The sequence below is a fragment of the Actinophytocola sp. KF-1 genome, assembly GCF_054661535.1.
The window spans coordinates 19,957-43,869 of the sequence record NZ_BAAFVK010000005.1 but is presented as its reverse complement, the minus strand read 5'-3'; the positions used below and the strand labels follow the sequence as shown (position 1 = coordinate 43,869).

Genomic DNA, 23,913 nt, shown 5'->3' with positions numbered 1-23,913 from the left:
ACCGGGGGTCAGTACTCGACGCGGGTGGTGTTCGCCAGCCACGCCGTGAACGGGGCGAACCCGTCTACTGTGGACAGCTGGGTCACGGGTACGTGCCAGCTGTCCCTCGGCTTGTCGAAGAGCTCGTAGAAGGCGCGGTCGTCGAACCCCGCCTTGGCGGCGTCGTCGCGGTCGCTCGCGTACACCACCCGGTCGACCCGCGCCCACAGCGCCGACGACAGGCACATCGGGCACGGCTCGCACGACGACACCAGCACGCACCCCTCCAGGGAGAACGTGCCCAGCGCCCGGCAGGCCGCGCGGATCGCGGTCACCTCGGCGTGCGCGGTCGGGTCGAGGGTCGCCGTCACCCGGTTGATGCCCGTCGCCACGACGGCGTCGCCGCGGGCGACCAGCGCGCCGAACGGGCCACCGCCGTTCGCGACGTTCTCGGTGGCGAGCCGGATGGTCTCGGCCAGCCACTGGGACTCGACGTCGGTGTTCACGAGCACGGGTGTTCTCCTCCAGTGATGTGTTCCGGTTTCACCGGTACGCGGGGCAGTTCGAGGCCGGTCGCGGCGCGGATCGCGTTGGCGATCGCGGGCGTGGCCGAGATGGTGGGTGGTTCGCCGACGCCGCGGACGCCGTACGGGGCGTGCGGGTCGGGGCGTTCGAGCACCTCGACGGTCATCGGCGGCACGTCGAGGACCGTCGGGATGAGGTAGTCGGTGAACGACGGGTTGCGCACCTTCCCGTCCGCCACCTGGATCTCCTCCATCACCGCGAGGCCGAGGCCCTGCGCCGACCCGCCGTGGATCTGGCCGACGACCGCGTCCGGGTTGACCGCCTTGCCGACGTCCTGCGCGCAGTCCAGCGCCACCACCCGGACCAGGCCCAGCTCGACGTCCACGTCCACCACGGCCCGGTGCGCCGAGAACCCGTACTGCACGTGTGCGTTGCCCTGTCCCGTTTCCGGGTCCAGCGGGTAGGTCTTGCGGTGGTGGTACTCGCGGGTCTCCTCTAGCACGTCGTCGCCGAGCACCTCCGCCAGGTCCGCGAGCACGACCCCGTCCGCGGAGACGACTTTGCCGCCCGACAGGGACAGCCCGGTGCCGCCGACGCGCGCGAACACCCGCTCCGCGACCGCGCGGCACGCGTTGCGCACCGCGCCGCCGGTCACGTACGTCTGGCGGGACGCCGAACTCGACCCGGCGTCGCCGACGCTCGTGTCGTTCGGGTGCAGCACGACCCGCTCGACCCCCAGTTCCGTGCGGGCGATCTGCTGCTGCACCGTCACCAGGCCCTGGCCGACCTCCGCCGCCGCGGTGTGCACCATCGCGACCGGCGCACCGCCGATCACCGCCAGGCGCACCCGCGCGGTCGAGTAGTCGTCGAGGCCCTCGGCGTAGGAGATGTTCTTGATCGTCACGCCGTAGCCGACGCCGCGGACGACGCCCTCGCCGTGCGTGGTGTTCCCGGCCCCGCCGGGCAGCCCCAGGATGTCGCCGGTCGCCGCCGCGGGGAGCGGCAGGTCCCGGACCCGGGCGACCAACTCGGCCACCGGGGCGGGGAAGTCGACGACCTGCCCGGTGACCGTGGTCGAGCCCTCGCTCATCGCGTTGCGGATCCGCAGCTCCGCCGGGTCCATGCCCAGCGCGGCGGCGAGCTTGTCCATCTGGGACTCGTAGGCGTAGGTCGGCTGCACCGCGCCCAGCCCGCGCATCGCGCCGCACGGCGGGTTGTTGCTGTACACGCCCCAGCCCTCGATGTGCGCGTTCGGCACGTCGTACGGCCCGACCGACAGCGTGGTGCCGTTGCCGACCACGACGGGGGTCTTGGAGGCGTAGGCGCCGCCGTCGAAGTACAGCCGCGCCTTCACGTACACGAGGTCGCCGTCCTTCGTGGCGCCGTGCTCGTAGTACATGCGGGCGGGGTGGCGGTGCACGTGCCCGAAGAACGACTCCTCGCGGTGGTAGGACATCTTGACCGGACGGCCCGTGCGCAGCGCCAGCATGCACGCGTGCACCTGCATCGACAGGTCCTCGCGGCCGCCGAACGCGCCGCCGACACCGGACATGGTCAGCCGGACCTTCTCCAGCGGCAGCCCCAGCGCGTGCGCGGTCTGGCGCTGGTCGACGTGCAGCCACTGCGTGGCCAGGTACAGGTCGACGCCACCGTCGCCGTCGGGCACCGCGAGCCCGGCCTCGGGGCCGAGGAACGCCTGGTCCTGCATGCCGATCTCGTACACGCCCGACACCACGACGTCGGCCGTCGCCGCGGGGTCGCCCTTGACGATCCGCTGGTGGCGCACCACGTTCCCGCCGGGGTGCAGCGCGGGCAGCGTGTCGTCGTGCGCGATCTCCTCCACGTCGAGGAGCGGGTCCAGCACCTCGTACCCGACGTGGATGGCCTTGCACGCGCGGCGGGCGGTCTCCGGGTGGTCGGCCGCGACCAGCGCCACCGGTTCACCCTGGTACCGCACCACGTCCTCGGCCAGCACGGGCGTGTCCCGGTGCTTGAGCCCGTAGGCGTTCTCGCCGGGCACGTCCTCGTGGGTCAGCACCGCGTACACGCCGGGCAGCGCCAGCGCGGGTCCGATGTCGACGGATGTGATGCGGGCGTACGGGTGCGGGCTGCGCAGCGTGGCGCCCCACAACATGTCCTCGTGCCACAGGTCCGACGCGTACGCGTACTCGCCACGCACCTTCAGGGTGCCGTCCGGCCGGAGTGGACTGTCGCCGATGCCGCCGGAGATCGTGTCGTCGAGCCGCTGTGCGAGCGTCATCGCGCGGCCCTCCTGCGTGCCGCGGCCAGCCGCACCGCGTCCAGGATCTTCTCGTACCCCGTGCAGCGGCACAGGTTGCCGGCGAGCGCCTCCCGGATCTCCGGGTCGGTCGGCTCGTCGTGGCGGCTGATCAGGTCGTGTGCCTGGACGATGAGCCCGGGCGTGCAGAACCCGCACTGCACGGCGCCGGTCTCGACGAACGCCTGCTGCACCGGGTCGAGCCGGTCGCCGTCGGCGAGGCCCTCGACCGTGCGCACGTCCCGGTCCTGCGCCTGCCCGGCCGCGACCAGGCACGAGCACACCGGCGTGCCGTCCAGGTAGACCGTGCACGACCCGCATTCGCCCTGTTCGCAGGCGTTCTTCGCGCCGGGCAGGCCGAGCCGCTCCCGCAGCACGTACAGCAGGCTCTCACCCGGCCACACGTCGTCCGCGATGCGCTGCTCGCCGTTGACGGTGCACGTCACGCGCATGCCCTGCCTCCGTTCAGGTAGTCGGACCACGCCCAGCCCAGCGTGCGGCGGGCCAGCACGGACAGCGCGTGCCTGCGGTAGGCGGCGGTGCCCCGGACGTCGTCGATGGGGGACGCGGCCTCGGCGACCAGCGCACCGAACCGGCGCAGCACGGAGTCGGCGATCGGCCGCGGTGAGTCCCAGTTCAGCTCGCCCGCGATGAACTCCTCGGCCGCGGTCGCCCGGCGTGGTGTGGGTGCGGCCGAACCGAGACCCGTGCCGACGCGGCGTGCCGCGGGGTGCAGGGCCAGACCGAACGCGCACACCGCGATCACCATCGCGTTGCGGGTGCCGATCTTGCTGAACTGCTGCGGCCCCTCGGCCGGGGCCAGGTGGACGGCGGTGATCAGCTCGTCCGGTTCGAGGACGTTGCGCTTCACACCGGTGTAGAAGTCCTGCGCGGCGACGAACCGCGTGCCCCTGGTGGAGGCGATCTCCACGTCCGCGCCCGCCGCCAGCAGCGCCGGGTGCGCGTCGCCCGCGGGGGAGGCAGCGCCCAGGTTGCCGCCGACGCTGCCGCGGTTGCGGATCTGCGGCGAGCCGACGGTCCTGGCGGCCATCGCCAGGCCGGGCAGCTCGGTGCCCAGCTCGGCGATGATCCGCGCGTACGGCACCGCCGCGCCGAGCCGGACCCGTCCGTCGGCGCGGCCGTGCTCGTGCAGCTCGGGGACCCGGTTCAGGTCGAGCAGCGCGGACGGCCTGCGGTGGTCGAAGTTCAGCTCCACCATCACGTCCGTGCCACCCGCGATCGGCACCGCGTCCGGGTGGGCGGCCTTGGCCTCGAGGGCCTCGGCGAGGGTTCGGGGGCGGATGAAGTCCACTGCGTCCTCCTCAGTCCCACGCAGGCCCGGCGGGCGGGGCGTCGTCGCGCAGCACGGTGCCCTCGATGAGGCCGTACGGGCGGTCCGCCGCGTAGAACACCTCGCCGGGGTTGTCGAGCCCGAACGGGGTCAGGTCGGACAGGAAGTGGTGCTTGTTCGGCAGGCTCAGCCGGACCTCGGCGATCCCGGGGCCGGTGGTCAGCACCCGCTCGCCCATGGCGTACAGGGTCTGCTGGAGCGAGTAGCTGTAGGTGCCGGCGAACGCGTCGAGCAGGCTCTGCTTGGCGGTGGCGAAGCTCGCGTCCCAGTCCACGTCGGTGGCCGCGTGCCGCCAGGTCGCGTTCACCGCGGTGGCGAGGATGCGGTCCTTGGTCTCCTGCAGCGTCGTGTACTCGTCGCGCGGGAAGCCCCAGAACTCGGAGCCGGTCGAGTTCAGCACCGTCAGGTCGGTGAGCCCGGACAGCACCCACGACCGCTCGCCGTCGCACGTGACGACCGCGGTGCGCGTACCGCCGCCCGCACCCGCGAACGAATGCGGGCCCAGCCGCGCCCACGTGGACTGCTCCAGCCGCACGCGGGCCCGGTGGATGCTGGGCTGCGAGTCCACGAAGTGCCGGGCCAGCCGCAGACCGAAGGCCTCGGGCGACCCGATGCCGTCGCGGGCGAACGCGAACACCGTGTTCTTCTGGGTGTCGGTGGCGAGGACTTTGTCGTTCGCGCCGGTCAGGTGGGTGTCGGCCATGTCGCCGGACAGGGACACGCTCACGGTCAGGTCGGTGATGCCGTGCTCGGCGGCACCCCGGTCGATGCGCACGAGCCGCACCTCGGCCTTGCCGTACCGGTTGTCGCCCAGGACGATCGCCATCTCGGTTCCTTTCTCAGCTGCCGCGGTAGGTCGTGTACGCGAAGGGGCTCAGCAGCAGCGGGACGTGGTGGTGGGCGGCGGGGTCGGTGATCCGGAACGTCACCGCGACCTCGGGGAAGAACGCGTGGTCCGCCGTGTCGAAGACCAGCCGGTGCACGCCGGCGCCGGGTGCCCAGCCGGTGACGCGGCCGTCGGCGTCGGTCCGGCCGTCCGCGAGCCGGGTGCCGTCCGCGCGTTCGAGGCGGACCGGGACACCGGTGGCGGGGCGGCCGGTGGCCGCGTCCAGCACGTGGGTGGAGAGGCTCACGAGAACGCCCTCCCCAGCCGCCGCCGGACGATGCCGCGCAGCTCCCGCCGGACCACCGCGCGCTCGGTCTCCTCGTCGTTGCCGAGCCGGGCCCGCAGGTCCGCCAGGATCTCGGCGGCGGACCGGCCGGTCGCGTCGACCAGGAACACCCGGTCGAACACGCGCTCGTACTCGGCGTTGGCGCGGGTCAGCTCGGCCCGGTCACCGTCCGCCGCGGCGGCCTGCTCCTGCCGTGACCACTCCGCCTCGCGGCCGGCCGCGGTCGCGCGGTCGCCGATGCGGGGGTGCGCGGCCAGGGCCTTCTCGACCTCGGACCAGTCGAGCCCGTCGAGTGCGGCGTCCGCCGCCACCAGCACCGCGGCGACGTCCGGGTACGGCCCGCCGCAGGCGACCGCCGCCGCCCACGTGGGCGACGCGCAGCAGGCGAGCAGGTCGGAGACGGTCGGTTCGTGCATGTGAGCCAGTACACAGCCCAGGTCGGGGCACCCGACAGCGGCGGAACCACCGAAAGTCCAAGCCCACGGCACACCCGTTTTTGTGCTTTCCTACAAAACCGGGAAGGGAGGGCTCATGCGACTGAGCGCACTGCTGGCGGCCGAGGGGCTCGGGCTGACCGTGCTCGTCGGCGAGGACCAGCTGGACCGGACCTTCGAACGGGTCTTCACCGCGACGCTCCGCGACCCCCGGCGGTACCTGACCGGCGGTGAGCTGGTGCTGAGCGGCATGGAGTGGTGGCCGACGCCCGCCGACTCCGAGGCGTTCGTGGCCGCGCTGGCGGAGGCCGACGTCGCGGCGCTGTGCGCGGGCACCGCCGAGCGCGGCGGCGGGCCCGTGCCCCAGCACGTCGTCGACGCGTGCCGCAGGCACGGCGTGCCGCTGCTGGAGGTGCCGGTGAACGTGTCGTTCGCGACCGTCAGCGAGCAGGCGGTGCTGTGGCTGGCGGCCGAACGCGCGCAGCGCACCCCCGGTTCCGGGCAGTTCCTCGACCGCTACCGCAGGCTCGTGACCGCGGTCGCCGAGGGCGGCGGCGTCACGTCGCTCGTCGCCGCGGGTGCCCGTGAACTCGGCGCGGACTGCTGGGTGCTGGGCGCCACCGGCAGGCTGGTCGCCGGGCCGGGCGAGCCCGAGCGGACCCGGCTGGCGGGGGAGTTCCTCAAGGCGGACCGGCTGCCGAAGGTCGTCGGCACTGATCGAGGCCCGGTGACCCTGCTGTCCGCGGCGGCACGGGCGAGCCACCGCATGGTCAGCTGGTTCCTCGCCGTGGCGGGCGACCACGAGGACTGGGACTCCGTGCGCCGCGAACTCGCCGCGGAGCTGGCGACGCTCGTCGGCCTCGAACGCGCCCGCCTGGACGAGGCACACCGGATCGCGGGCCGCGCCGCGGCACCCGTGCTGCGGCTGGCGATGGCGGAACACTCGACGTCCGCCGAGGTCACCGCCCGCCTGTCCGAAGTGGACCTCGCGGCGGCGGACGCGGTCTGCGCGGTGTCGTTGAGCCTGGGGGGCGGCAGCCCGGGCCTGGCACCCGCGCTGCTGACCGAACTCCTCGCCCCGCTCGGCGACCACACGGTCGTGACGGAGATCGACGGCGAGACGGTCGGCGTGGCGCGGATCTCGCCGGGGAGCGGGCTGGGCGCGGTGTCCATCGCGGACCTGCGCGCCGCCGTGGCGACCGTGGCACCGGCACTGGGTTCGGCGCGGCTGTCGGTGGGCGCGAGCCGCCCCGCCGACGCGGCCGCGCTGCGGTCCGGCCTGCACGAGGCCCGGCACGCACGCAAGCTGGCCGAACTGTCCACGGGCCGGGCCACGGTCGTCGCGGGCGACGACGTCGCCTCCCACCCACTCCTCCTCGCCGCCGTCCCCGAGGAGCTCCGCCGGTCGTTCCGCTCCCGCGTGCTGGGCCCGGTGCTCGACTACGACACCGTGCACCGCTCGGAGCTCGTGCACAGCCTGCGGGTCTTCCTGCGCCACTCGGGCTCGTGGGCGTCGGCCGCCGCCGAGCTGCACGTCCACGTCAACACCCTGCGGTACCGCATCGGCCGCGTCGCCGAACTCACCGGCCGCGACCTGTCGTCCTTCCCCGACCGCGTCGACCTCCACCTCGCGCTGACCCTCCTGCCCTGACCAGGCGCGGCAGAATGGCCCGCATGGCCGCCAGTGATCCCGACTCCCTGCTCGATTCCCTGCGCGACGGCGACTTCACCGCCCTGCTGGGTTTGCCGGAGTGCCAGTGGATGGACGTCAAGGACGGCATCTACCCGCTGGACTCACCCACGGGCAAGGAGGAGCTGGCCAAGGACGTGGCCGCGTTCGCCAACGGTGCGACCGGCGGGCTCCTCGTCGTCGGGTACTCGACCGAGCCGCGGCTCGGGGAGGAGTTCGTCACCGCCCTGCGGCCGGTCCCGCGTGCCCAGGTGGACCGCAAGCGGTACGGCGACGTGCTCGCCGAGCGGGTGATCCCGCAGCCGCACGGACTGACCATCGAGTGGTTCCCGGTCGACGACGAGAAGGGCGTGCTGGCGATCCACGTCCCGCCGCAGCCCGTGCAGCGGACGCCGTTCGTCATACCGGGGCCGACCGGGAAGTCGCAGGCCAGCCCGATGTCGGTGGCGGTCCCGGTGCGCCGGAACGACCAGACGATCTGGTTGAGACCGCACGAGATCCAGCGCCTGCTCGCCGCCGGTCTCCGGCACGAACGCGACAACCGGGGCGGCGAACTCGCTTCGCTCATCACCAGAGCCGCGGCCGTCGTGTCGTCGTACGAGGTCGGTGACGGAGAGGCGGGTTGGAAGGGGCCGTTCCGGACCGCGTACGACGAGCTCCGCGGGCGGGTGCCCGTGGGTGGTGCCGTCAGCGAGGTACACCGCGCGGGACCCGGTGTCGTGCAACGCCTTGGCGGGACTGGCGCCGGCAGCGGGTGGGTCTTGTGCGGCCTGCCCCGGCGGCCGGTGGTCGCGGTCGCCGAGGAGATCTGGGACGGCCTGCACGTGGCGGGCAGCGGGATCCGCCACGCGGACGTCGTCACCGCGCTCGGGCTGCCCGTTGCCGATCAGGGGCGCGGGGCCGTGATCGGCGCCGACGAGATCGCTGTGCACCTCCGGGGCGGACAGTGGGGACCCGGCCGGTTGATCCGCCCCGACGGGGACGGCTGGGCGTGGGAACCCGTGCCGAGCAGCGACTTCGAGGTCACCCGAAACGCACTGAACTGGACGGGCGGCCCCAAACCACCGCAACTGCGTGCTCGCGTCGTCGCCACGCTCCCGTGGGCCTGGCCGGAGGACTGCGTGATCTCCGGCGAGAAGCGGCGGCAACTGGCCGAATGGCTACCGGCCGGCGACCTGGCCGCTGCGGTGACCGCGCTGTCCCGGCACCGGGGGGCCGAGCTGCGCCTGGACGGCTGGCGCGACGGACCGAACCGCAACGGCCCGCACTCCGTGAGCCGCTCCGGCGGCATCGCGTCCCTCGACGGCCGGACCGCGTTGTCGTGCGAGGTGATGCTCGCCCTGCCCGGTGTCATGTCCGACGCGGTCGTCACCTGCGCGGAACTCCGGGTGGAGGACATCGCCGCCTGGGCCGACGCCCTCGACGACACCCGCCGGACCGCTGCGCCGCTGACCGTGGGGGAGCTGATCGAGTTCTTCGTCGCCGCGTGGCACACGGCCACCGACGTCCTGCCCACGGTCCTCGACCCGAGTCCGTGGGGCAACCACTGGACACAGCCCCCGAAGGTCGAACTGCGCCTGAGCGCCGAGCGGTCGCGCCAGTTCGGCAGGCTTCTGCTACCGGACCTGATCGACTTCACCCCATTCGGAACGGCCCCGGACCAGGACGTCCAGACCATGTCGTGCACGATCACCGCCGCTCCTCGCCGCTCGCCTGAAGACCGACGGGCGCAGACGAGCCGGGCGCTGATGAACATGGGCCTCGCCGCCGGATACCTGGACGCGTTCTCCAGCGCCCTCGACAGCACCGGATGATCGGCCTCACTCTCGCCGAAGGATTCGAGTGAGCCCGGCGACGACGCATGTCGTCAGGAACCACCCTGCGGCGGTGAGGCCCCAGGACCATGCCGCTGCACGTCCCTCTGGCTGCCACGTGGACTGTTGGCTGAGATCCAAGAACGGCACGAGAATGTCGGCTGTGTAAGCGATGGGATGGAATGACGTTTCGCCGGCAACGGTGGGAATGATCTCCGCCGGATAAGCGGCAGCGAAGACGTACGTGCCGGCCATGAGCAGTCCGATGAGCCACACACCGGCCTGCCACGGCCGGTAGCCGTATCCGACGGTGGCATACAGAACCCAGTTCCACATCTTTCCCGCATAGCCGGTCGCCGATCGTTCATGAGAGTGCTTGGCGATCGCCGTTCTTCGTGCTGCCTTCTCCAGACCGGCTCGCCGGTAGGCGGCTCGTAGCTGCTCATATGGTTGGGGCTTGTAGCCGGTGGGGTCACGTCTCAGCCACTTGAGGCGGTCCTGTGCAGGCAGGTCGACGAGATTCTCGAGGTGGCCGTAGGTGAAGTTCATCAAGAGCAGTTCGGTCGGCCAGCCTTGCGGGTCGTCCTCGAACACGTCGACGACCGCATGGCGAACGTCAACTGATCTCGATGAGTTTCGCGGACGGAGGACAAGGGACTGTGCGCGGACGTAATTGAGCGCAAGGTTCGGGCATGAATCAAGCCGAGCATCCGTGAAGTCCGCCGATCCGCCCACGTACAAGCCGGAAAGATCAACCGGTGCGTTCGCGGAAAATCCGTCGCGACAGAACAGTGACTTCTCTATTCGTGCGTGCCGTGCGGTGAGAACGGGGGAGCGGTGTCCGCGCAACGTGGCGCCATCCAGATGCAGGCTGCCTCCGATGGAGGAAGAGTCCAAGAAGATGTCGCCGGCGGCCGTGAACCCTCTGTCCAGGTACAGATCCGTGCTCACTTGGATGCCCAGCGCGGACAGCGCGAACCCCTCGGGGTTGTGCAGTCGAGCGCCCCAGCAGCACACGAAGGCGGCGACCCGGCTGCCGGTCAACCGGACCTCTCCGCTGGCGGTGAAGCCGGAGGAGTCCGAGAGAGTGCTTCCGAGAAACAGGGCCCGGCCGATGGTGAGACTCTGTCCGTTCAAGGCATGGCCTTCAGAGGAGTGCAGGTGCGCGCCGGTGAAGGACAGCGTGCCTCCGATGCTCGCGTTGACGAGTACGAAGTCGCCGTTGACCGTCAGTCCTGACCCACACCACATGGATCGATCCACGGTCAACCCGTACGCGGCGACTGGCCATTGGTCAGAGCCGCCGAGCTTCGCGCCGTTGAGGGACATCGAACCGCCGACGTGAGCTTCCACGATTCGGATGTGCGCGGCTGTGAAGCCTTGGTCGAGTTCAAGGTCGCGCTCGACGGTCAGGCGGTCGGCGTGCAAGCTGGGCACGTGGCATCCGCTCAGCCTTATGGCCGGTGCACGTGCCGCGGTAAGGGTGACCGGCGAGTCGAACGTACAGTTGTAGAGTTCCAGCGTGCGGGTGAGATGAGCGTTTTCGAGGTCGAGCACGCCCGTTATCCGGGCGCCCCTCATCTTCAGCGGCTGGTTCGCCATCTCACCGTCGGTCAGGAGCCGTTCGACCAACGCGGCCGGGACTTCCCGGTCGCGCTGGCCGCTGTCGCTCAGATCGAGCAGGTGACCTTGGGCCGTGGCGTCACGTACTCGCCGTTCCCGGGCAGTGAACTTGCCGCGCCTCTCACCCATGGGACAAGCTCGCTTCCGATCGAGGACGTTGGACGAGTAGCACGTCGTTGGAGCTGTTGTGGCGTTACAGCGACTGTTCGAGACGGCGACCTGCACAGCGTCGTCCACATCGAGTCGAGCCGGCGGCGCGTCCGCGTCATCGCCGGCTCCCGGCGGGCTCGCAATCCACTGGAGATCGACTTTCGTTACCGGATCGGCGGTTGCCCGCGGGTTTTTCTTTCTGCTTCCCTGACCGCTGGCTCACCGGCAGGAGGTGCACATGATTCGTCGGGGCATCAGGGCACTGGTCGTGGCTTTACCGGTCGCGTTGGCGGCGGCCGCGTGCGGGAGTGACGACTCCGGCGGCGGCGGGGACGGGACGCTGCTGGTCTGGACGGTGGAGGACACCGCAGACCGGGTGCAGGCGCAGGAGCGGCTGCTCGCGAAGTTCACCGAGGAGACGGGCATCGAGACGAAGCTGGTCGCCGTCGCGGAGGGGCAGTTGACCACCGTGTTGTCGTCGGCCGCCTCGTCCGGGGAGCTGCCGGACGTCATCGGGGCGTTGTCGTTGCCGATCGTGAACCAGTTGCGCACCGACGAGCTGCTGGACACCGACGCCGCCGCCGAGGTGGTCGACGAGCTGGGCGCCGGCACGTTCGCCGAGCGGGCGCTCGAGCTCACCCGTGACGGTGACACGCAGCTGGTCGTGCCGAGCGACGGCTGGGCGCAGCTCCTGTTCTACCGCAAGGACCTCTTCGCGAAGGCCGGGCTGGCACCGCCGACCAGCTACGACGCCATCCAGGCCGCCGCCGAGCGGCTGGACCGGGGGAACGTGGCCGGGATCGCCGCCAGCACGACACCCGCCGACGCGTTCACCCACCAGACCTTCGAGCACCTCGCCCTCGCCAACGACTGCCAGCTGGTCGACGACGGTGGCACGCCGACGCTGGACAGCGACCAGTGCGTCGAGGCGTTCCGCTTCTACGGCGACCTGATCCGCGACCACTCGGTCGCGGGCAACCAGGACGTCGACACCACCCGCGCCACCTACTTCTCCGGCCAGGCGGCCATGGTGATCTGGTCGTCCTTCCTGCTCGACGAGCTCGCCGGGCTGCGCAACGACGCGTTGCCGACCTGCCCGGAATGCCAGGCGGACAAGGCGTTCCTGGCGAAGAACACCGGTGTGGTCGCCGGGCTGACGGGTCCGGACGGGTCGGCGCCGACGACGTTCGGCGAGGTCGTCTCGTTCGCGATCCTGCAGGAGGCCGCGACCGACGAGGCGAAGCAGCTCGTCGCCTACCTGATGGGTGACGGCTACGCGGACTGGCTCGCCGTCGCGCCGGAGGGCAAGGTGCCGGTGCGCACCCGCACGGCCGACGACCCGCAGGCCTACGTCAAGCAGTGGCGTGAGCTCGAGGCGGGTGTGGACACCAAGGCGCCGCTGAGCCGGTTCTACGACGCGGAGACGCTCAAGGCGGTGGAGGAGAGCCCCGAGACGTTCAGCCGGTGGGGTTTCACCCAGGGCAAGGGCGAGCTGGCGGGCGCGGTCGCCGGGCAGCTGGTCGTGCCGAAGGCGCTGGCGGAGCTGATCAGCGGTGGCGGCGACGCCCGCGCGGCGGCGGAGGAGGCGAACGAGCAGACCGCGACGATCGCCGAAGAGCTCGGCTCGTAGCGCCATGACGCGCACGGAGCGGCCCCGGACGGCACGTCCGGGGCGCGGGCGCACGACGCTCGCGATGCGGAACGCGCGCAGCGGGCTGCTGCTGATGGCACCGACGCTGGTGATCGTGGCCGCGGTCGTGCTGGTGCCGCTGGTGTGGTCGGTGCTGATCGCGTTCCAGCGGGTGCGGCTGATCGGCATCGGCCGCACCGGGTTGTTCGAGAACCTGACGGTCGCGAACTTCGCGCGGGTGTTCGGCTCGGACACGTTGTGGGACACGCTGCTCACCACGGTCGTCTACACGGCGGGGTCCACGTTCCTCGCGCTGGTGCTCGGGGTGAGCGTCGCGCTCGCGTTGCGGAAACCGTTCGCGGGCCGGGGTTTCGTGCGCGCCGCGATGCTCATCCCGTACGTCGCGCCGGTCGTGGCCGTCACGTTCGTGTGGAAGGTGCTGCTCAACCCCGAGTTCGGGATCGTGAACAGCTGGGGGCGGCGGCTGTTCGGCTGGGACGACCCGGTCGCGTTCCTCTCCCAGGCACGCGGCGAGATCTCCCTGTTCGGACTGGACGTCCCGGTGCCGACCGCGCTGCTGACGGTCATCGTGTTCGAGGGCTGGCGGTACTTCCCGTTCGTGTTCCTGTTCGTCCTCGCGCGGCTGCAGGCGATCCCCGGCGAGCTGGAGGAAGCGGCCACCATCGACGGCGCCACCCCGTCGCAGCGGTTCCGGCACGTCGTGCTGCCCCAGCTGATGCCGGTCCTCGCGGTGCTCGTCGTGCTGCGGACCATCTGGACCTTCAACGAGTTCGACGACATCTTCCTGCTCACCGGCGGCGCCGCGGGCACCGAGGTGGTGAGCATCCGGGTGTACGAGCTGCTGACCGTGCAGCGGAACGTCGGTGCGGCCGCGGCGCAGTCCGTGTTCCTCGCCGGCGTCCTCGTGGTCCTGCTCGGCATCTACCTGTGGCTGCTGCGGCGGCGGGACGGGGGACGGGCATGAGCGCGGCGAGGCCGTGGTCGAGGGACCGGGTCGAGCGGGCGGTCTTCGGCGTGTTGCGCTGGGTCGTGATCGTGGGGGCGCTGCTCGCCACCCTGGTGCCGTTCTACTACATGCTGATGCTGTCGGTCCGCCCCATCGAGGACCTCCTCATGCGGCCGGACTCGCTGCTGCCGGACCTGGGTTCGCTGACCTGGGCCACGTACGAGGAGGTGCTGAGCCCGGTCACCGACGGCGGGCAGGGGTTCCTCACGCTGCTGGGCAACAGCGGGATCGTCGCGACCGCGTCGGTGCTCGTCGCGCTGGTGGTCGCGATCCCCGGCGCGTACGCCGTGAGCCGCCTGGAGTTCTTCGGGCGCAGGCAGGTCAGCGCGCTGTTCCTGATGGTGTACCTGTTCCCGGCGATCGTGACCGCGATCCCGCTGTTCGTGCTGCTGACCAAGCTGCAGCTGCGCGGATCCCTGGCGGGCCTGGTGCTGGTGTACATCGCGCAGACCGTGCCGGTCGCGATCTACATGCTGCGCAACTACTTCGACACGATCCCGGAGAGCGTCGAGGAGGCCGGCCTGGTCGACGGGCTCACCCGCCTCGGCGTCATCCGGCGCATCAGCCTGCCGCTGGCCGTGCCGTCGGTCGTGGCCACCGGCATCTTCGTGTTCATGATCGCGTGGAACGAGTTCCTGTTCGCGCTGCTGTTCCTCGTCGAACGCCGGGACCGCTGGACGGTGTCCCTCGGCCTCGCGCAGCTGTCCGGCACCGTCGAGATCCCGACCACCGTCCTGATGGCCGGGTCGGTGGTCATCACCGTGCCGATCGTCGTGCTGTTCTTCCTCACCGAACGCCTGCTCTCCGAAGGGCTCACCAGCGGCGCCGACAAGGGCTGACCCGTGCTCAGGACAGGACCCGCGCGAGCCGGGCCCTGGTCTGCTGCCACAGGCGGTCCATCGCGCGCCCGCTGCCGCCGTTGCTGATCCGCAGCAGTGCGAGCCCCCGGACGGTCGCGAGCGCGAAGACCAGGTCGTCGGCGAAGCCCGGGCGCTGCGCGACGGCGCCGAGCGCCGCCTCGGCCTCCCGCGCGATGGTCCGTGCCACGTCGCGTTCGAGGCGGTGCAGGTGCGTGCGCAGCTCCGGGTCGGTGCGGGACGCGACCCAGAGTTCGAGGGACGCGGCGAACAGGACGCCCTGGCACTCCTCCCACAGCACGTCGAGCGCGTCCTCGACCGACACCGGGCCCTGGGCGAACCGGACGCGCGCGGCGGCCGCCCGCTGCTCGGCGAGGTGCGCGACCGCGGCGGCGACGAGTTCGGCCCTGGTGCGGAAGTACAGGGTCTGCGCGCCGCGCGAGACGTTGGCGAGCTCGGCGATCCGGCCGGTCGTCGTCTTGGCGTACCCGTGGGCGACGAGGCACTGGACGGTCGCCGCCAGCAGCGCGGCGCGGGTCTCCGCCCGGCGCTGGGCCTGGGTGCGGTGCCCGGTGCGGGGTGCGCCATCCGGGGCATTTGTCTGCAGGTCTGCACTTAACTGCACATCTGCATGTTACCGTCCTGCGCATGGCACGCACCCAGGCGCCCCGCGGGGTCGCCGCCCTCGCCCGTGTGTTGTGCGCGGTCGCGATGGCACTCGCCACCACCGGTACCGCCGTCGCCGAGGAGCCGAACTCGCCCCAGCGCCTGGAGACGTTCGAGCTGCCGAGCCCACTGGTCGACACGTCGGCGCCGGGCGCGCTCCTGCCCGGCGGCCGCACGGTCCCCAAGGTCAACGTGCTGCTCCCGGCGGGCTACGACGAGAACCCCGATCGCGCCTACCCGGTGCTGTGGCTGCTCCACGGCGCGAACGGCGGCGCGGACACCTGGGCCTCGGACATCGAGACGCTCGCGGCGGGCCTGCCCGCGGTCGTCGTGATGCCCGACGGCGGCACGTTCGGCATGTACATGGACTGGTGGCACGACGGCGCCAGGGGCAACCCCGCCTGGGCGACCTACCACCTGCGGCTGCTCAAGGACACCATCGAGAGCCGCTACCGGATCCTGCCGGAGCGCCGGTGGCACGCGATCGGCGGCATCTCGATGGGCGGCCAGGGCGCACTGCGCTACGCCGGTCTGCTGCCGGGCTACTTCGGCTCCGTCATGGGGTTCTCGGCCGCGCTGCCGAACATGCAGGCACCCGAGGTCCAGTTCGGCCTCGCGGTGCTGGGGCTGGTCAACGGCGCCGGGTACCAGCAGATCTTCGGGCCCGCCACCGGCCCCTACGCCGCGGGCAACAACTCCAGGGCGATCGTGCGGAACTACGCGCACACGCGGATGTACCTCACGTCGGGCAACGGCATCAACTGCCCGCAGGACCCGGTCCTGCCCAGCTTCGCGGGGGACGTGGCGATCGAGGTGGTCATCAACGTCCAGCAGGGCCTGTTCGCGCACGCCGCGAGCGGCGCGGGCGCGGACGTGACCGCCAGGACCACGTGCGGGGTGCACACCTTCGGCGTGTGGGACCGCGCGTTCGCCGCGGCCAGGACGTGGGGCTTCTTCGAGCCGGTCGAGGAACACCCGGACCACTGGGTCTACGGCACGGTCGCCGCCGAGGGAGAGATGTGGTCGCTGGACTACGCGTTCGCGGCGCCGCCGACGACCGTGGTGACGTTCACCCGGTCCGGTGACACGCTCAGCGCCACCGGCAGCGGCGCGGTCGAGATCACCGGCCCGGGCGACTGCCGCATCACCGCGACGGTCCCGTTCTCGCGCCCCCTCCCGGCGGACTGTCCCTGACCGGGCGGCTCAGGTCCGGTCGCCGGGGGCGGTCGCGCTCGAGCGGAGCGTGTGCCAGGCCGCGCGGACGTGGCTGCACATGACCGACTCCGCCCAGTCGGGGTCCCGCGCGGTGAGCGCGGACACCAGCTCGTGGTGGTGGGCGAGGCTGCGCCGCAGCGCCTCCGGCGTGTAGCGGGAGAAGGTGCGCCAGACGAGCGGGAGCTGGATCACCGACGAGATGACCGTGGTGAGCCGGGTGTTGTCGGCGCCCGCCAGCACGGCGCGGTGGAACGCGTTGTTCAGCTCGGTCAGCTTGTCCACGTCCGCGGGCCTGCCGTCCGGGGCCAGCTCGTCCATCCGGTGCGCGAGGTCGTCCAGCTCGGCGACGTCGACGGTGCCCGCGACCGCGGCGAGCCTGCTGCCCCACGGTTCCAGGACCGACCGGAGGCTGAAGATCTCGTCGACGTCCCGGACGCTCCAGTTCTGGACCTGCACACCGCGGTGCCGTTCGTACCGGACCAGCCCCTCGGCGGTGAGCCTGCGCAGCGCCTCACGGACGGGGGTGCGGCTCACGCCGGTCCACTCCGCCATCTCGCTCTCGCGCAGCCACTCGCCGCTGGCCCGCCTGCCGGTGAGGATCTCGTCGCGGATCAGCCGGTAGGCGTGGTCGGCGGCGTGGCCCGCATCGGACTCACCGGTCACCTCGCTCATCGCGGGGAACTGTACTGCTCGGCAAAATTGTATGCAACTATCTCGTAGACCGTTGACACCTCGTCGGAGCGAGCCTAGTTTTTCCCGCAACGAGTCCGACCTGGGGTCACGATCAGCAATCGTTGTATGCAACCTCGGATTGGTGAACTACATGAGCGACCCGTTGCCGCTGGACGACATCCGAGTGGTCGAGCTCGGCCAGCTCCTGGCGGGCCCCTTCTGCGGCCAGCTCCTCGGCGACTTCGGCGCCGAGGTGGTCAAGGTCGAGGACCCGAAGCGCGGCGACCCGATGCGGCAGTGGGGCCGCGAACGCCCCTACGGCCTGTCCCTGTGGTGGCCGGTCGTGGCGAGGAACAAGAAGTCGGTCACCGCCGACCTGCGCACCGAACGCGGGCAGGACCTGGTGCGGGCGCTGGTGGCCCGCGCCGACGTGCTCCTCGAGAACTTCCGGCCGGGCACCCTGGAACGCTGGGGGCTCGCACCGGAGCAGCTGTGGGAGATCAACCCGCGGCTGGTGATCACCCGGGTGAGCGGGTACGGCCAGAGCGGGCCGTACGCGAGCCGCGCCGGGTTCGGCTCGATCGGCGAGGCCATGGGCGGCATCCGGTACGTCACCGGCGACCCCGACCGGCCACCCGCCCGCACCGGCATCTCGCTCGGCGACTCGCTCGCCGCGACGTTCGCGTGCCTCGGCACGCTGGTGGCGCTGCACCAGCGCACCCGCTCCGGCCGCGGCCAGGTCGTCGACTCCGCCATCTACGAGGCAGTGCTCGCCATGATGGAGTCGCTCATCCCCGAGTACCAGGTCGCCGGCTACCAGCGCGAACGCACCGGCACCACGCTGCCGAACGTGGCGCCGAGCAACGTCTACCCGGTCGCCGACGGCGGGATGGTCCTGATCGCCGCCAACCAGGACACCGTGTTCCGCAGGCTGGCGGCGGCCATGGGCCGTCCCGAGCTCGCCACCGACGAGCGGTTCGCCACGCACGGCGCCCGCGGGTCGGCGATGGCGGAACTGGACGAGCTGATCGCGGCGTGGAGCGTCACCCACACGGCAGCCGACCTGCTCGCGCTGCTCAACGACCACGGCGTGCCCGCGGGCCGCATCTACACGGCACGCGACATGCTCACCGACCCGCACTTCGCCGCGCGCGAGGCGATCGTGCGCCTCGCCCACCCCGACCTCGGCGACTTCGCCATGCACAACGTGGTGCCGAAGCTCTCGGACAGCCCCGGCCGCGTGCGGCGCCTTGGCCCGGAGCTCGGGGAGCACAACGACGAGATCTACCGGGACTTGCTCGGCCTGCCCGACGACGAGCTGGCGTCGTTGCGCTCGGCCGGTGTCATCTGAGGAGGAGACCATGACCTACCGGCTCGGCGTGGACGTCGGCGGGACGTTCACCGACATCCTGCTGATCGACGAGGACACCGGCACCACCTACCGCGCCAAGACCGCGTCCACGCCGGAGGACCAGTCCGTCGGCGTGCTGCGCGGCATCGAACGCGCCTGCGCCGAGGCGGGCGTGCCGATGGCGGAGATCACCGAGGTGTTCCACGGGACCACGGTGGCCACCAACGCGATCCTGGAGGGCAAGGGCGCGCGGGTCGGGCTGGTCACGACCGAGGGCTTCCGGCAGGTGCTGCAGATCGCGCGGTCGTTCGTGCCGGGCGGGCTCGCGGGCTGGATCATCTGGCCCAAGCCGGAGCCGCTCGCCGCGCTCGAGGACACCGTCGAGGTCCGGGGCCGGATCGCGGCCGACGGTGCGGTCGTGACCGAGCTGGACGAGGCCGACGTGCGTGCCAAGCTCGCCCTGCTGAAGGACGCGGGCATCGAGGCGCTGAGCGTCTCGCTCATCAACTCCTACGCCAACCCCGCGCACGAGCGCCGCGTCGGCGAGATCGCGGCGGAGGAACTGCCCGGGGTGCCGGTGTCGCTGTCCTCCTCGGTGCTGCCGGAGCTGCGCGAGTACGAGCGCACGGTCACCACGGTCGCCAACGCCGCCGTGCAGCCCCAGGTGGCCCGCTACGTCGCCAACCTGGCGGGCCAGCTCGCCGAGTCCGGTGTGGACGGACGGCTCTGCATCCTGCGCAGCGACGGCGGCCTGGTCTCCGCCGGCTCCGCCGCGGACAACCCGGTGAACCTGCTGCTGTCCGGCCCGGCGGGCGGCGTCACCGGGGCCACCTGGGTGGCCGAGCAGGCGGGCTTCCCGGACTTCCTCACGTTCGACATGGGCGGCACCTCCACCGACGTGGCCCTCGTGCAGGGGCTGACGCCCCGGGTGGGCCGGGAGACCAACGTCGGCGACCTGACCGTCCGCGCCACCTCGGTCGACGTGCGGACCGTCGGCGCGGGCGGCGGGTCGATCGCGCACGTGCCGCCGCTGACACAGGCGCTGCGGGTCGGGCCGCAGTCCGCCGGGGCGTCGCCGGGCCCCGCCGCGTACGCCGCGGGCGGTGCCGAGCCGACGGTCACCGACGCCAACGTGGTGCTCGGCTACCTGCCCACCGACCTGGCGGGCGGGGAGATCGCGCTCGACCGGGACGCCGCCCGCGCCGCCGTGAAGTCGATCGCCGACGCCACCGGGCTCGACTCCGTCGAGGCGGCCGCCGCGGGCATCGTCGACATCGTCAACGAGAACATGTTCGGCGCGCTGCGGTTGGTGTCGGTGCAACAGGGCTTCGACCCGCGCGACTTCGCGCTGGTCGCGTTCGGCGGCGCGGGTCCCTTGCACGCCAACGCGCTCGGCAGGCTGACCGGTTCCTGGCCGGTGATCATCCCGCCGTCGCCCGGGGTGCTGTGCGCCTACGGTGACGCCACGACCAACCTGCGCGACGAGGCGGTGCGGACGCTGGTCCGCCGGTTCGGGGAGCTGTCCGACGCGAGCATGAAGGCGCTGCTCACCGAGCTGGCGGACAAGGTCCGGGCCACGCTGTCCGAGCAGGGGGTCGCGGCGGCGGACCAGCGGGTCGTCTACTCCGCCGACCTGCGCTACCACGGGCAGGGCTTCGAGATCCCGGTGCCGCTGGACATCGACACGTTCGGTGACGACGGTTCCGCCGGGCTCGGCGCGCTGCGTGCCGCGTTCGACGCCGAGCACCAGCGGCTGTTCTCGTTCGTGCTGGACGCCGAGCACGAACTGGTGACGGTCCGGGCCACCGCGCACGGACCGCGCCCGAAGGTCGCGGCCGCGCGGCTCGCGGCGGGCGACGCCGACCCGAGTGCCGCCAGGACCGCCGCGACCACCATCTGGGTCGACGGCGCCGAGGTCGACGCGGCCGTCTACGACCGGTCCCTGTTGCTGGCGGGCAACGTCGTCGCCGGTCCCGCGATCGTCACCGAGATGGACTCGACCACCCTCGTGCTGCCCGGCCACGCGGCGACCGTGCACCCCAGTGGCAGCCTGCTGATCCGCCCCGCGGCCGACACCGGCGAGGAGAACTGACATGGCCCGGCTCATCGAGACCGCGACCGAACCGCTGCGGGCGGTGGACGTGGACGTGATCACCCTCGACCTCATCGAGAACGGGCTGCGCAACGCCCGCCACGAGATGGACGAGGTGCTGTTCCGCACCGCGCTGTCCCCGGGCATCCGCGAGCAGCACGACGAGTTCCCGCTGATCGCCAACCGCGACGGCAAGATGGTCGTCGGCCAGTTCGGACTGTCCATCCCGGACTTCCTCGCGAACTTCGACCAGGACGTCGAGGAGGGCGACGTTCTGCTGACGTCCGACCCGTACTCGTGCGGCGCCGCGATCAGCCACGCCAACGACTGGCTCGTGGTCCTGCCGATCTTCTTCGCGGGCCGGATCGTGGGCTGGGCGTCGATGTTCGGGCACATGTCGGACGTGGGCGGCAAGACGCCCGCGTCCATGCCGACCGACGCGCGCACGATCTACGAGGAGGGCGTGGTGATCCCGCCCTTCAAGCTCTACAAGAAGGGCGTGCTCGACGACGACGCGCTGCGGATCATCCTCAACCAGGTCCGCAAGCCGGACTGGAACCGCGCCGACCTCAACGGCATCGTCGCCGCCTGCCGGACCGCGGCGCGCCGCGTGCAGGAGATGTGCGCCCGGTTCGGCGCCGACACCTACAACTCGGCGCTCGACGCGTTGCTGGACCGCAACCACCGCGCCATGAAGGTGCTGCTGCAGGCGGTCTTCAAGGAGGGGGAGACCCTCTCGTTCACGGACTACATCTGCGACGACGGCCTCGGCTACGGCCCCTACGAGCTGACGATGAGCCTCACGCGGACGGGCGAGAAGGTGCTGCTCGACCTGTCCGGCAGCAGCCCGCAGGCACAGGGCCCGATCAACTACTTCATCAACGAGAACCTGATCCGCATGTTCTTCGGGATCTACATGATCACCGTCGCGGACCCGCAGATCCTCTGGAACGACGGGTTCTACCCGCTGGTGGACGTGAAGATCCCGGAGAACTCGTTCTGGAAGCCGAAGTTCCCGGCCGCGCTCAACGCCCGCAACCACGGCATCGGCCGCGTGTTCGACCTGTTCGGCGGGCTGCTCGGGCAGACGAACCCGGACCTGCTGAACGCGGCGGGCTTCTCGTCGTCGCCGCACTTCATGTACTCCGGCACCTACACCCGCGGCGAGCGGAAGGGCGAGTGGTTCCAGCTCTACTCGATCGGGTTCGGCGGCATCCCGGGCCGCCCGCTCGGCGACGGCCCGGACGGCCATTCGCTGTGGCCGTCGTTCGTCAACATCCCGTGCGAGTACCTGGAGTCCTACTACCCGCTGCGGATCGAACGCTGGGAGACCGTCACCGACACCGGCGGCGCGGGCCTGCACCGCGGCGGCAACGGCGTCGACGTCGCCTACCGGTTCCTGGAGCCCGGCACCATCGCGATCCACGACGACCGGTGGCTCACCTACCCGTGGGGCGTCAACGGCGGCGACCCCGGCGCGCGCGGCCGCAAGTGGCTGGAACGGGCCGACGGCACCACCGAGGTCCTCGGCAGCAAGGTGCACGACGTGCCGGTGGCGGCAGGCGACCTGCTGCACTTCGTGACCTGGGGCGGCGGTGGCTGGGGCGACCCGCTCCTGCGCGACCCCGAACTTGTTGGCCTCGAGGTGCGCCGCGGGCTCGTGGGGGTCGAGGGCGCGCGGCGCTACGGCGTGGTGTGCGACGCGGCCGGTGTGGTCGACGTGGCCGCGACCGAGGACCTGCGTGCGGAGCTGCGCGCGACCCGGCCCGATCCGCTGCCCACGTTCAACCGGGGCCCGGACATCGGGACGATCCTCGACCGCGCGCTCGAGGAGACGGGACTGCCCGCGCCGCGACCGCCGGTCGTCGCGCCGTGACCGGCATCGACGAGGGGTTCGACGGCAGGCTCACCCCCGGCCGCAGGCCCGCGGTGATCGCGGTCGACCTGATGCGCGCCTACTTCGAGGAGGGCAGCCCGCTGTGCCTGCCCTCCCGCGACTGCCTCGACGCCGCGAGCCGGGTGCTGGCCGCGGCCAGGGCGCACGGCGTGCCCGTGCTGCACACCCGCGTCGCGTTCGGCCCGGGCGGTGTCGACGGCGGCGTGTTCGTCCGCAAGGTGCCCGCGCTGCGGCACCTGTTCGACGGCGGCGGCCCGCTCGGCGAGCTGATGCCCGAGGTCGCGCCCGCCGCCGGGGAACTGGTGCTGGTCAAGCAGTACGCGAGCGCGTTCTTCGGCACCACGCTGGCCTCGACGCTGCTCGCGCAGGGCGTGGACACGGTCGTGCTCGTCGGCGTCAGCACCAGCGGCTGCGTCCGGGCGAGCGCGGTGGACGCGATCCAGCACGGCTTCGTGCCGCTCGTCGTGCGTGACGCCGTCGGCGACCGCACCGAGCGGACGCAGGCGGCCAACCTGTACGACCTGCAGGCCAAGTACGCCGAGGTGGTCGGCGAGGCGGACGTGACGGCATACCTGGGGGAGCCGCGGTGAGCGGGGTCGAGATCGTCGAGATGGCGCCGCGCGACGGCCTGCAGAACGAGCGGACCATCCTGTCCACGGCGGACAAGGTGGAGCTGGTCGAGCGGGCCGTGCGCGCGGGCGCCCGGCGCGTCGAGGTGACGAGCTTCGTCAACCCGAAGCGCGTCCCGCAGATGGCGGACGCGGACGAGGTCATGGCGGCGCTGCCCCGGCACGACGGCGTCCGGTACGCGGGGCTCGTGATGAACGGCAGGGGACTGGACCGCGCCCTGGCCCGCGGCGTCGACGAGATCGACGTGGTGGTGGTCGCCACGGACACCTTCTGCGGCCGCAACCAGGGCATGACCACGGAACAGGCGTGCGCGACGGCCGCCGGGCTGGTGCGGGAGGCCCGCGCCGCGGGGGTCTTCACCACCGTCACCGTCGGAGCGTCGTTCGGCTGCCCGTTCGAGGGCGAGGTGCCGCCGGCGCGACTGCGGGAGGTGCTCGGCCGCGTGGCCGACGCGGGCCCGGACGAACTGGCGCTGGCCGACACGATCGGCGTCGCGGTGCCCGCGGACGTGACCGCCCGCCTCGCCCTCGCCCGCGAGGTCGCGGGCCCGGACCTGCCGCTGCGGCTGCACCTGCACGACACCCGGCACACCGGCGTCGCGAACGCGGTCGCCGCGGTCGCCGCCGGTGTGTCCACACTGGACGCGAGCATCGGCGGCGCCGGTGGCTGCCCGTTCGCACCCGCCGCCACCGGCAACGTCGCCACCGAGGACCTCGTGTACCTGTTCACCCGCAGCGGCCACCCGACCGGCCACGACCTGACGGCGACGATCGACGCCGCCAGGTGGCTGGAGGAACGCCTCGGCACGAGGCTGCCGAGCGCACTGCTGCGCGCGGGCGGGTTCCCGCCGGATCCGTAGC

Annotated in this window: 21 protein-coding genes; 11 read left to right on the top strand and 10 right to left on the bottom strand. The window is 71.9% G+C overall.

Annotation, left to right across the window (positions count from 1 at the left end):
* Positions 1-8 precede the first annotated feature (8 nt).
* The 7 genes from ACYQ77_RS16295 to ACYQ77_RS16265 are packed head-to-tail and all read right to left on the bottom strand — an operon-like array spanning position 9 to position 5,721.
* On the bottom strand, positions 9-491 hold the full coding sequence (locus ACYQ77_RS16295; RefSeq protein WP_459712026.1) for a nucleoside deaminase: 483 nt from the start codon (positions 489-491) through the stop codon (positions 9-11).
* A complete protein-coding gene (pucD, locus tag ACYQ77_RS16290) occupies positions 482-2,764 on the bottom strand; it encodes a xanthine dehydrogenase subunit D (RefSeq protein WP_459712024.1) in 2,283 nt (760 codons plus the stop codon). The genes ACYQ77_RS16295 and pucD overlap by 10 nt, the downstream gene beginning before the upstream one ends.
* On the bottom strand, positions 2,761-3,234 hold the full coding sequence (locus tag ACYQ77_RS16285) for a (2Fe-2S)-binding protein (RefSeq protein WP_459712022.1): 474 nt from the start codon (positions 3,232-3,234) through the stop codon (positions 2,761-2,763). Before ACYQ77_RS16285 ends, pucD begins: the two co-directional genes overlap by 4 nt.
* Entirely contained in the window at positions 3,225-4,094 is an 870-nt protein-coding gene (locus ACYQ77_RS16280) for an FAD binding domain-containing protein (RefSeq protein WP_459712019.1), read from the bottom strand. The genes ACYQ77_RS16285 and ACYQ77_RS16280 overlap by 10 nt, the downstream gene beginning before the upstream one ends.
* Positions 4,095-4,104: 10 nt before the next feature.
* A complete protein-coding gene (gene pucL / locus ACYQ77_RS16275) occupies positions 4,105-4,959 on the bottom strand; it encodes a factor-independent urate hydroxylase (RefSeq protein ID WP_459712017.1) in 855 nt (284 codons plus the stop codon).
* A gap of 13 nt (positions 4,960-4,972) precedes the next feature.
* Positions 4,973-5,266, bottom strand: a complete 294-nt coding sequence (gene uraH / locus ACYQ77_RS16270) for a hydroxyisourate hydrolase (protein ID WP_459712015.1) — start codon at positions 5,264-5,266, stop codon at positions 4,973-4,975.
* Complete coding sequence (locus ACYQ77_RS16265) at positions 5,263-5,721, bottom strand: 2-oxo-4-hydroxy-4-carboxy-5-ureidoimidazoline decarboxylase (protein ID WP_459712014.1); 459 nt, start codon at positions 5,719-5,721, stop codon at positions 5,263-5,265. The genes uraH and ACYQ77_RS16265 overlap by 4 nt, the downstream gene beginning before the upstream one ends.
* Positions 5,722-5,836: 115 nt before the next feature.
* On the opposite strand from ACYQ77_RS16265, the gene ACYQ77_RS16260 reads away from it, so the two are divergent.
* Both ACYQ77_RS16260 and ACYQ77_RS16255 read left to right on the top strand, forming a co-directional pair.
* A complete protein-coding gene (locus tag ACYQ77_RS16260; protein ID WP_459712012.1) occupies positions 5,837-7,390 on the top strand; it encodes a helix-turn-helix domain-containing protein in 1,554 nt (517 codons plus the stop codon).
* Between the two features lie 23 nt (positions 7,391-7,413).
* Positions 7,414-9,243 carry a hypothetical protein gene (locus ACYQ77_RS16255; RefSeq protein ID WP_459712010.1) on the top strand — a complete coding sequence of 610 codons (1,830 nt, stop codon included), beginning with the start codon at positions 7,414-7,416 and terminating at the stop codon, positions 9,241-9,243.
* A gap of 6 nt (positions 9,244-9,249) precedes the next feature.
* On the opposite strand, the gene ACYQ77_RS16250 is transcribed toward ACYQ77_RS16255, so the two are convergent.
* On the bottom strand, positions 9,250-10,995 hold the full coding sequence (locus ACYQ77_RS16250; protein WP_459712007.1) for a hypothetical protein: 1,746 nt from the start codon (positions 10,993-10,995) through the stop codon (positions 9,250-9,252).
* 259 nt (positions 10,996-11,254) lie between these two features.
* Between ACYQ77_RS16250 and ACYQ77_RS16245 the strand changes: the two genes are divergently transcribed.
* Genes ACYQ77_RS16245 through ACYQ77_RS16235 form a run of 3 tightly spaced genes read left to right on the top strand, consistent with a single transcriptional unit; the run spans position 11,255 to position 14,512 of the window.
* Entirely contained in the window at positions 11,255-12,646 is a 1,392-nt protein-coding gene (locus ACYQ77_RS16245; RefSeq protein ID WP_459712006.1) for an ABC transporter substrate-binding protein, read from the top strand.
* 4 nt (positions 12,647-12,650) lie between these two features.
* Positions 12,651-13,631: a carbohydrate ABC transporter permease gene (locus ACYQ77_RS16240; protein WP_459712003.1), complete on the top strand. Its 981-nt coding sequence runs from the start codon at positions 12,651-12,653 to the stop codon at positions 13,629-13,631.
* Positions 13,628-14,512 carry a carbohydrate ABC transporter permease gene (locus ACYQ77_RS16235; protein ID WP_459712001.1) on the top strand — a complete coding sequence of 295 codons (885 nt, stop codon included), beginning with the start codon at positions 13,628-13,630 and terminating at the stop codon, positions 14,510-14,512. Before ACYQ77_RS16240 ends, ACYQ77_RS16235 begins: the two co-directional genes overlap by 4 nt.
* Positions 14,513-14,519: 7 nt before the next feature.
* Here ACYQ77_RS16235 and ACYQ77_RS16230 read toward each other — a convergent pair whose 3' ends face one another.
* Positions 14,520-15,155, bottom strand: coding sequence for a TetR/AcrR family transcriptional regulator (locus tag ACYQ77_RS16230; protein ID WP_459711999.1), 636 nt, complete (start codon positions 15,153-15,155; stop codon positions 14,520-14,522).
* A 23-nt stretch (positions 15,156-15,178) separates the two neighbouring features.
* On the opposite strand from ACYQ77_RS16230, the gene ACYQ77_RS16225 reads away from it, so the two are divergent.
* Positions 15,179-16,390, top strand: coding sequence for an alpha/beta hydrolase (locus tag ACYQ77_RS16225; protein ID WP_459711997.1), 1,212 nt, complete (start codon positions 15,179-15,181; stop codon positions 16,388-16,390).
* 9 nt (positions 16,391-16,399) lie between these two features.
* Here the strand turns inward: ACYQ77_RS16225 and ACYQ77_RS16220 are convergent, their stop codons facing one another.
* Positions 16,400-17,083: a GntR family transcriptional regulator gene (locus ACYQ77_RS16220; protein WP_459711996.1), complete on the bottom strand. Its 684-nt coding sequence runs from the start codon at positions 17,081-17,083 to the stop codon at positions 16,400-16,402.
* A 151-nt stretch (positions 17,084-17,234) separates the two neighbouring features.
* Here ACYQ77_RS16220 and ACYQ77_RS16215 point away from each other — a divergent pair, with 151 nt between their 5' ends.
* The 5 genes from ACYQ77_RS16215 to ACYQ77_RS16195 are packed head-to-tail and all read left to right on the top strand — an operon-like array spanning position 17,235 to position 23,912.
* On the top strand, positions 17,235-18,434 hold the full coding sequence (locus ACYQ77_RS16215) for a CaiB/BaiF CoA transferase family protein (RefSeq protein ID WP_459712952.1): 1,200 nt from the start codon (positions 17,235-17,237) through the stop codon (positions 18,432-18,434).
* 10 nt (positions 18,435-18,444) lie between these two features.
* Positions 18,445-20,526: a hydantoinase/oxoprolinase family protein gene (locus tag ACYQ77_RS16210; protein ID WP_459711994.1), complete on the top strand. Its 2,082-nt coding sequence runs from the start codon at positions 18,445-18,447 to the stop codon at positions 20,524-20,526.
* Position 20,527: 1 nt separating this feature from the next.
* Positions 20,528-22,402 (top strand): hydantoinase B/oxoprolinase family protein, encoded by a 1,875-nt coding sequence (locus tag ACYQ77_RS16205; RefSeq protein WP_459711992.1) that lies wholly within the window; start codon positions 20,528-20,530, stop codon positions 22,400-22,402.
* The gene (locus tag ACYQ77_RS16200; RefSeq protein WP_459711989.1) at positions 22,399-23,013 is read left to right on the top strand and encodes an isochorismatase family protein; all 615 of its coding nucleotides are present in this window, start codon (positions 22,399-22,401) and stop codon (positions 23,011-23,013) included. The genes ACYQ77_RS16205 and ACYQ77_RS16200 overlap by 4 nt, the downstream gene beginning before the upstream one ends.
* A complete protein-coding gene (locus ACYQ77_RS16195) occupies positions 23,010-23,912 on the top strand; it encodes a hydroxymethylglutaryl-CoA lyase (protein WP_459711987.1) in 903 nt (300 codons plus the stop codon). The genes ACYQ77_RS16200 and ACYQ77_RS16195 overlap by 4 nt, the downstream gene beginning before the upstream one ends.
* The last annotated feature ends 1 nt before the right edge of the window (position 23,913 follow it).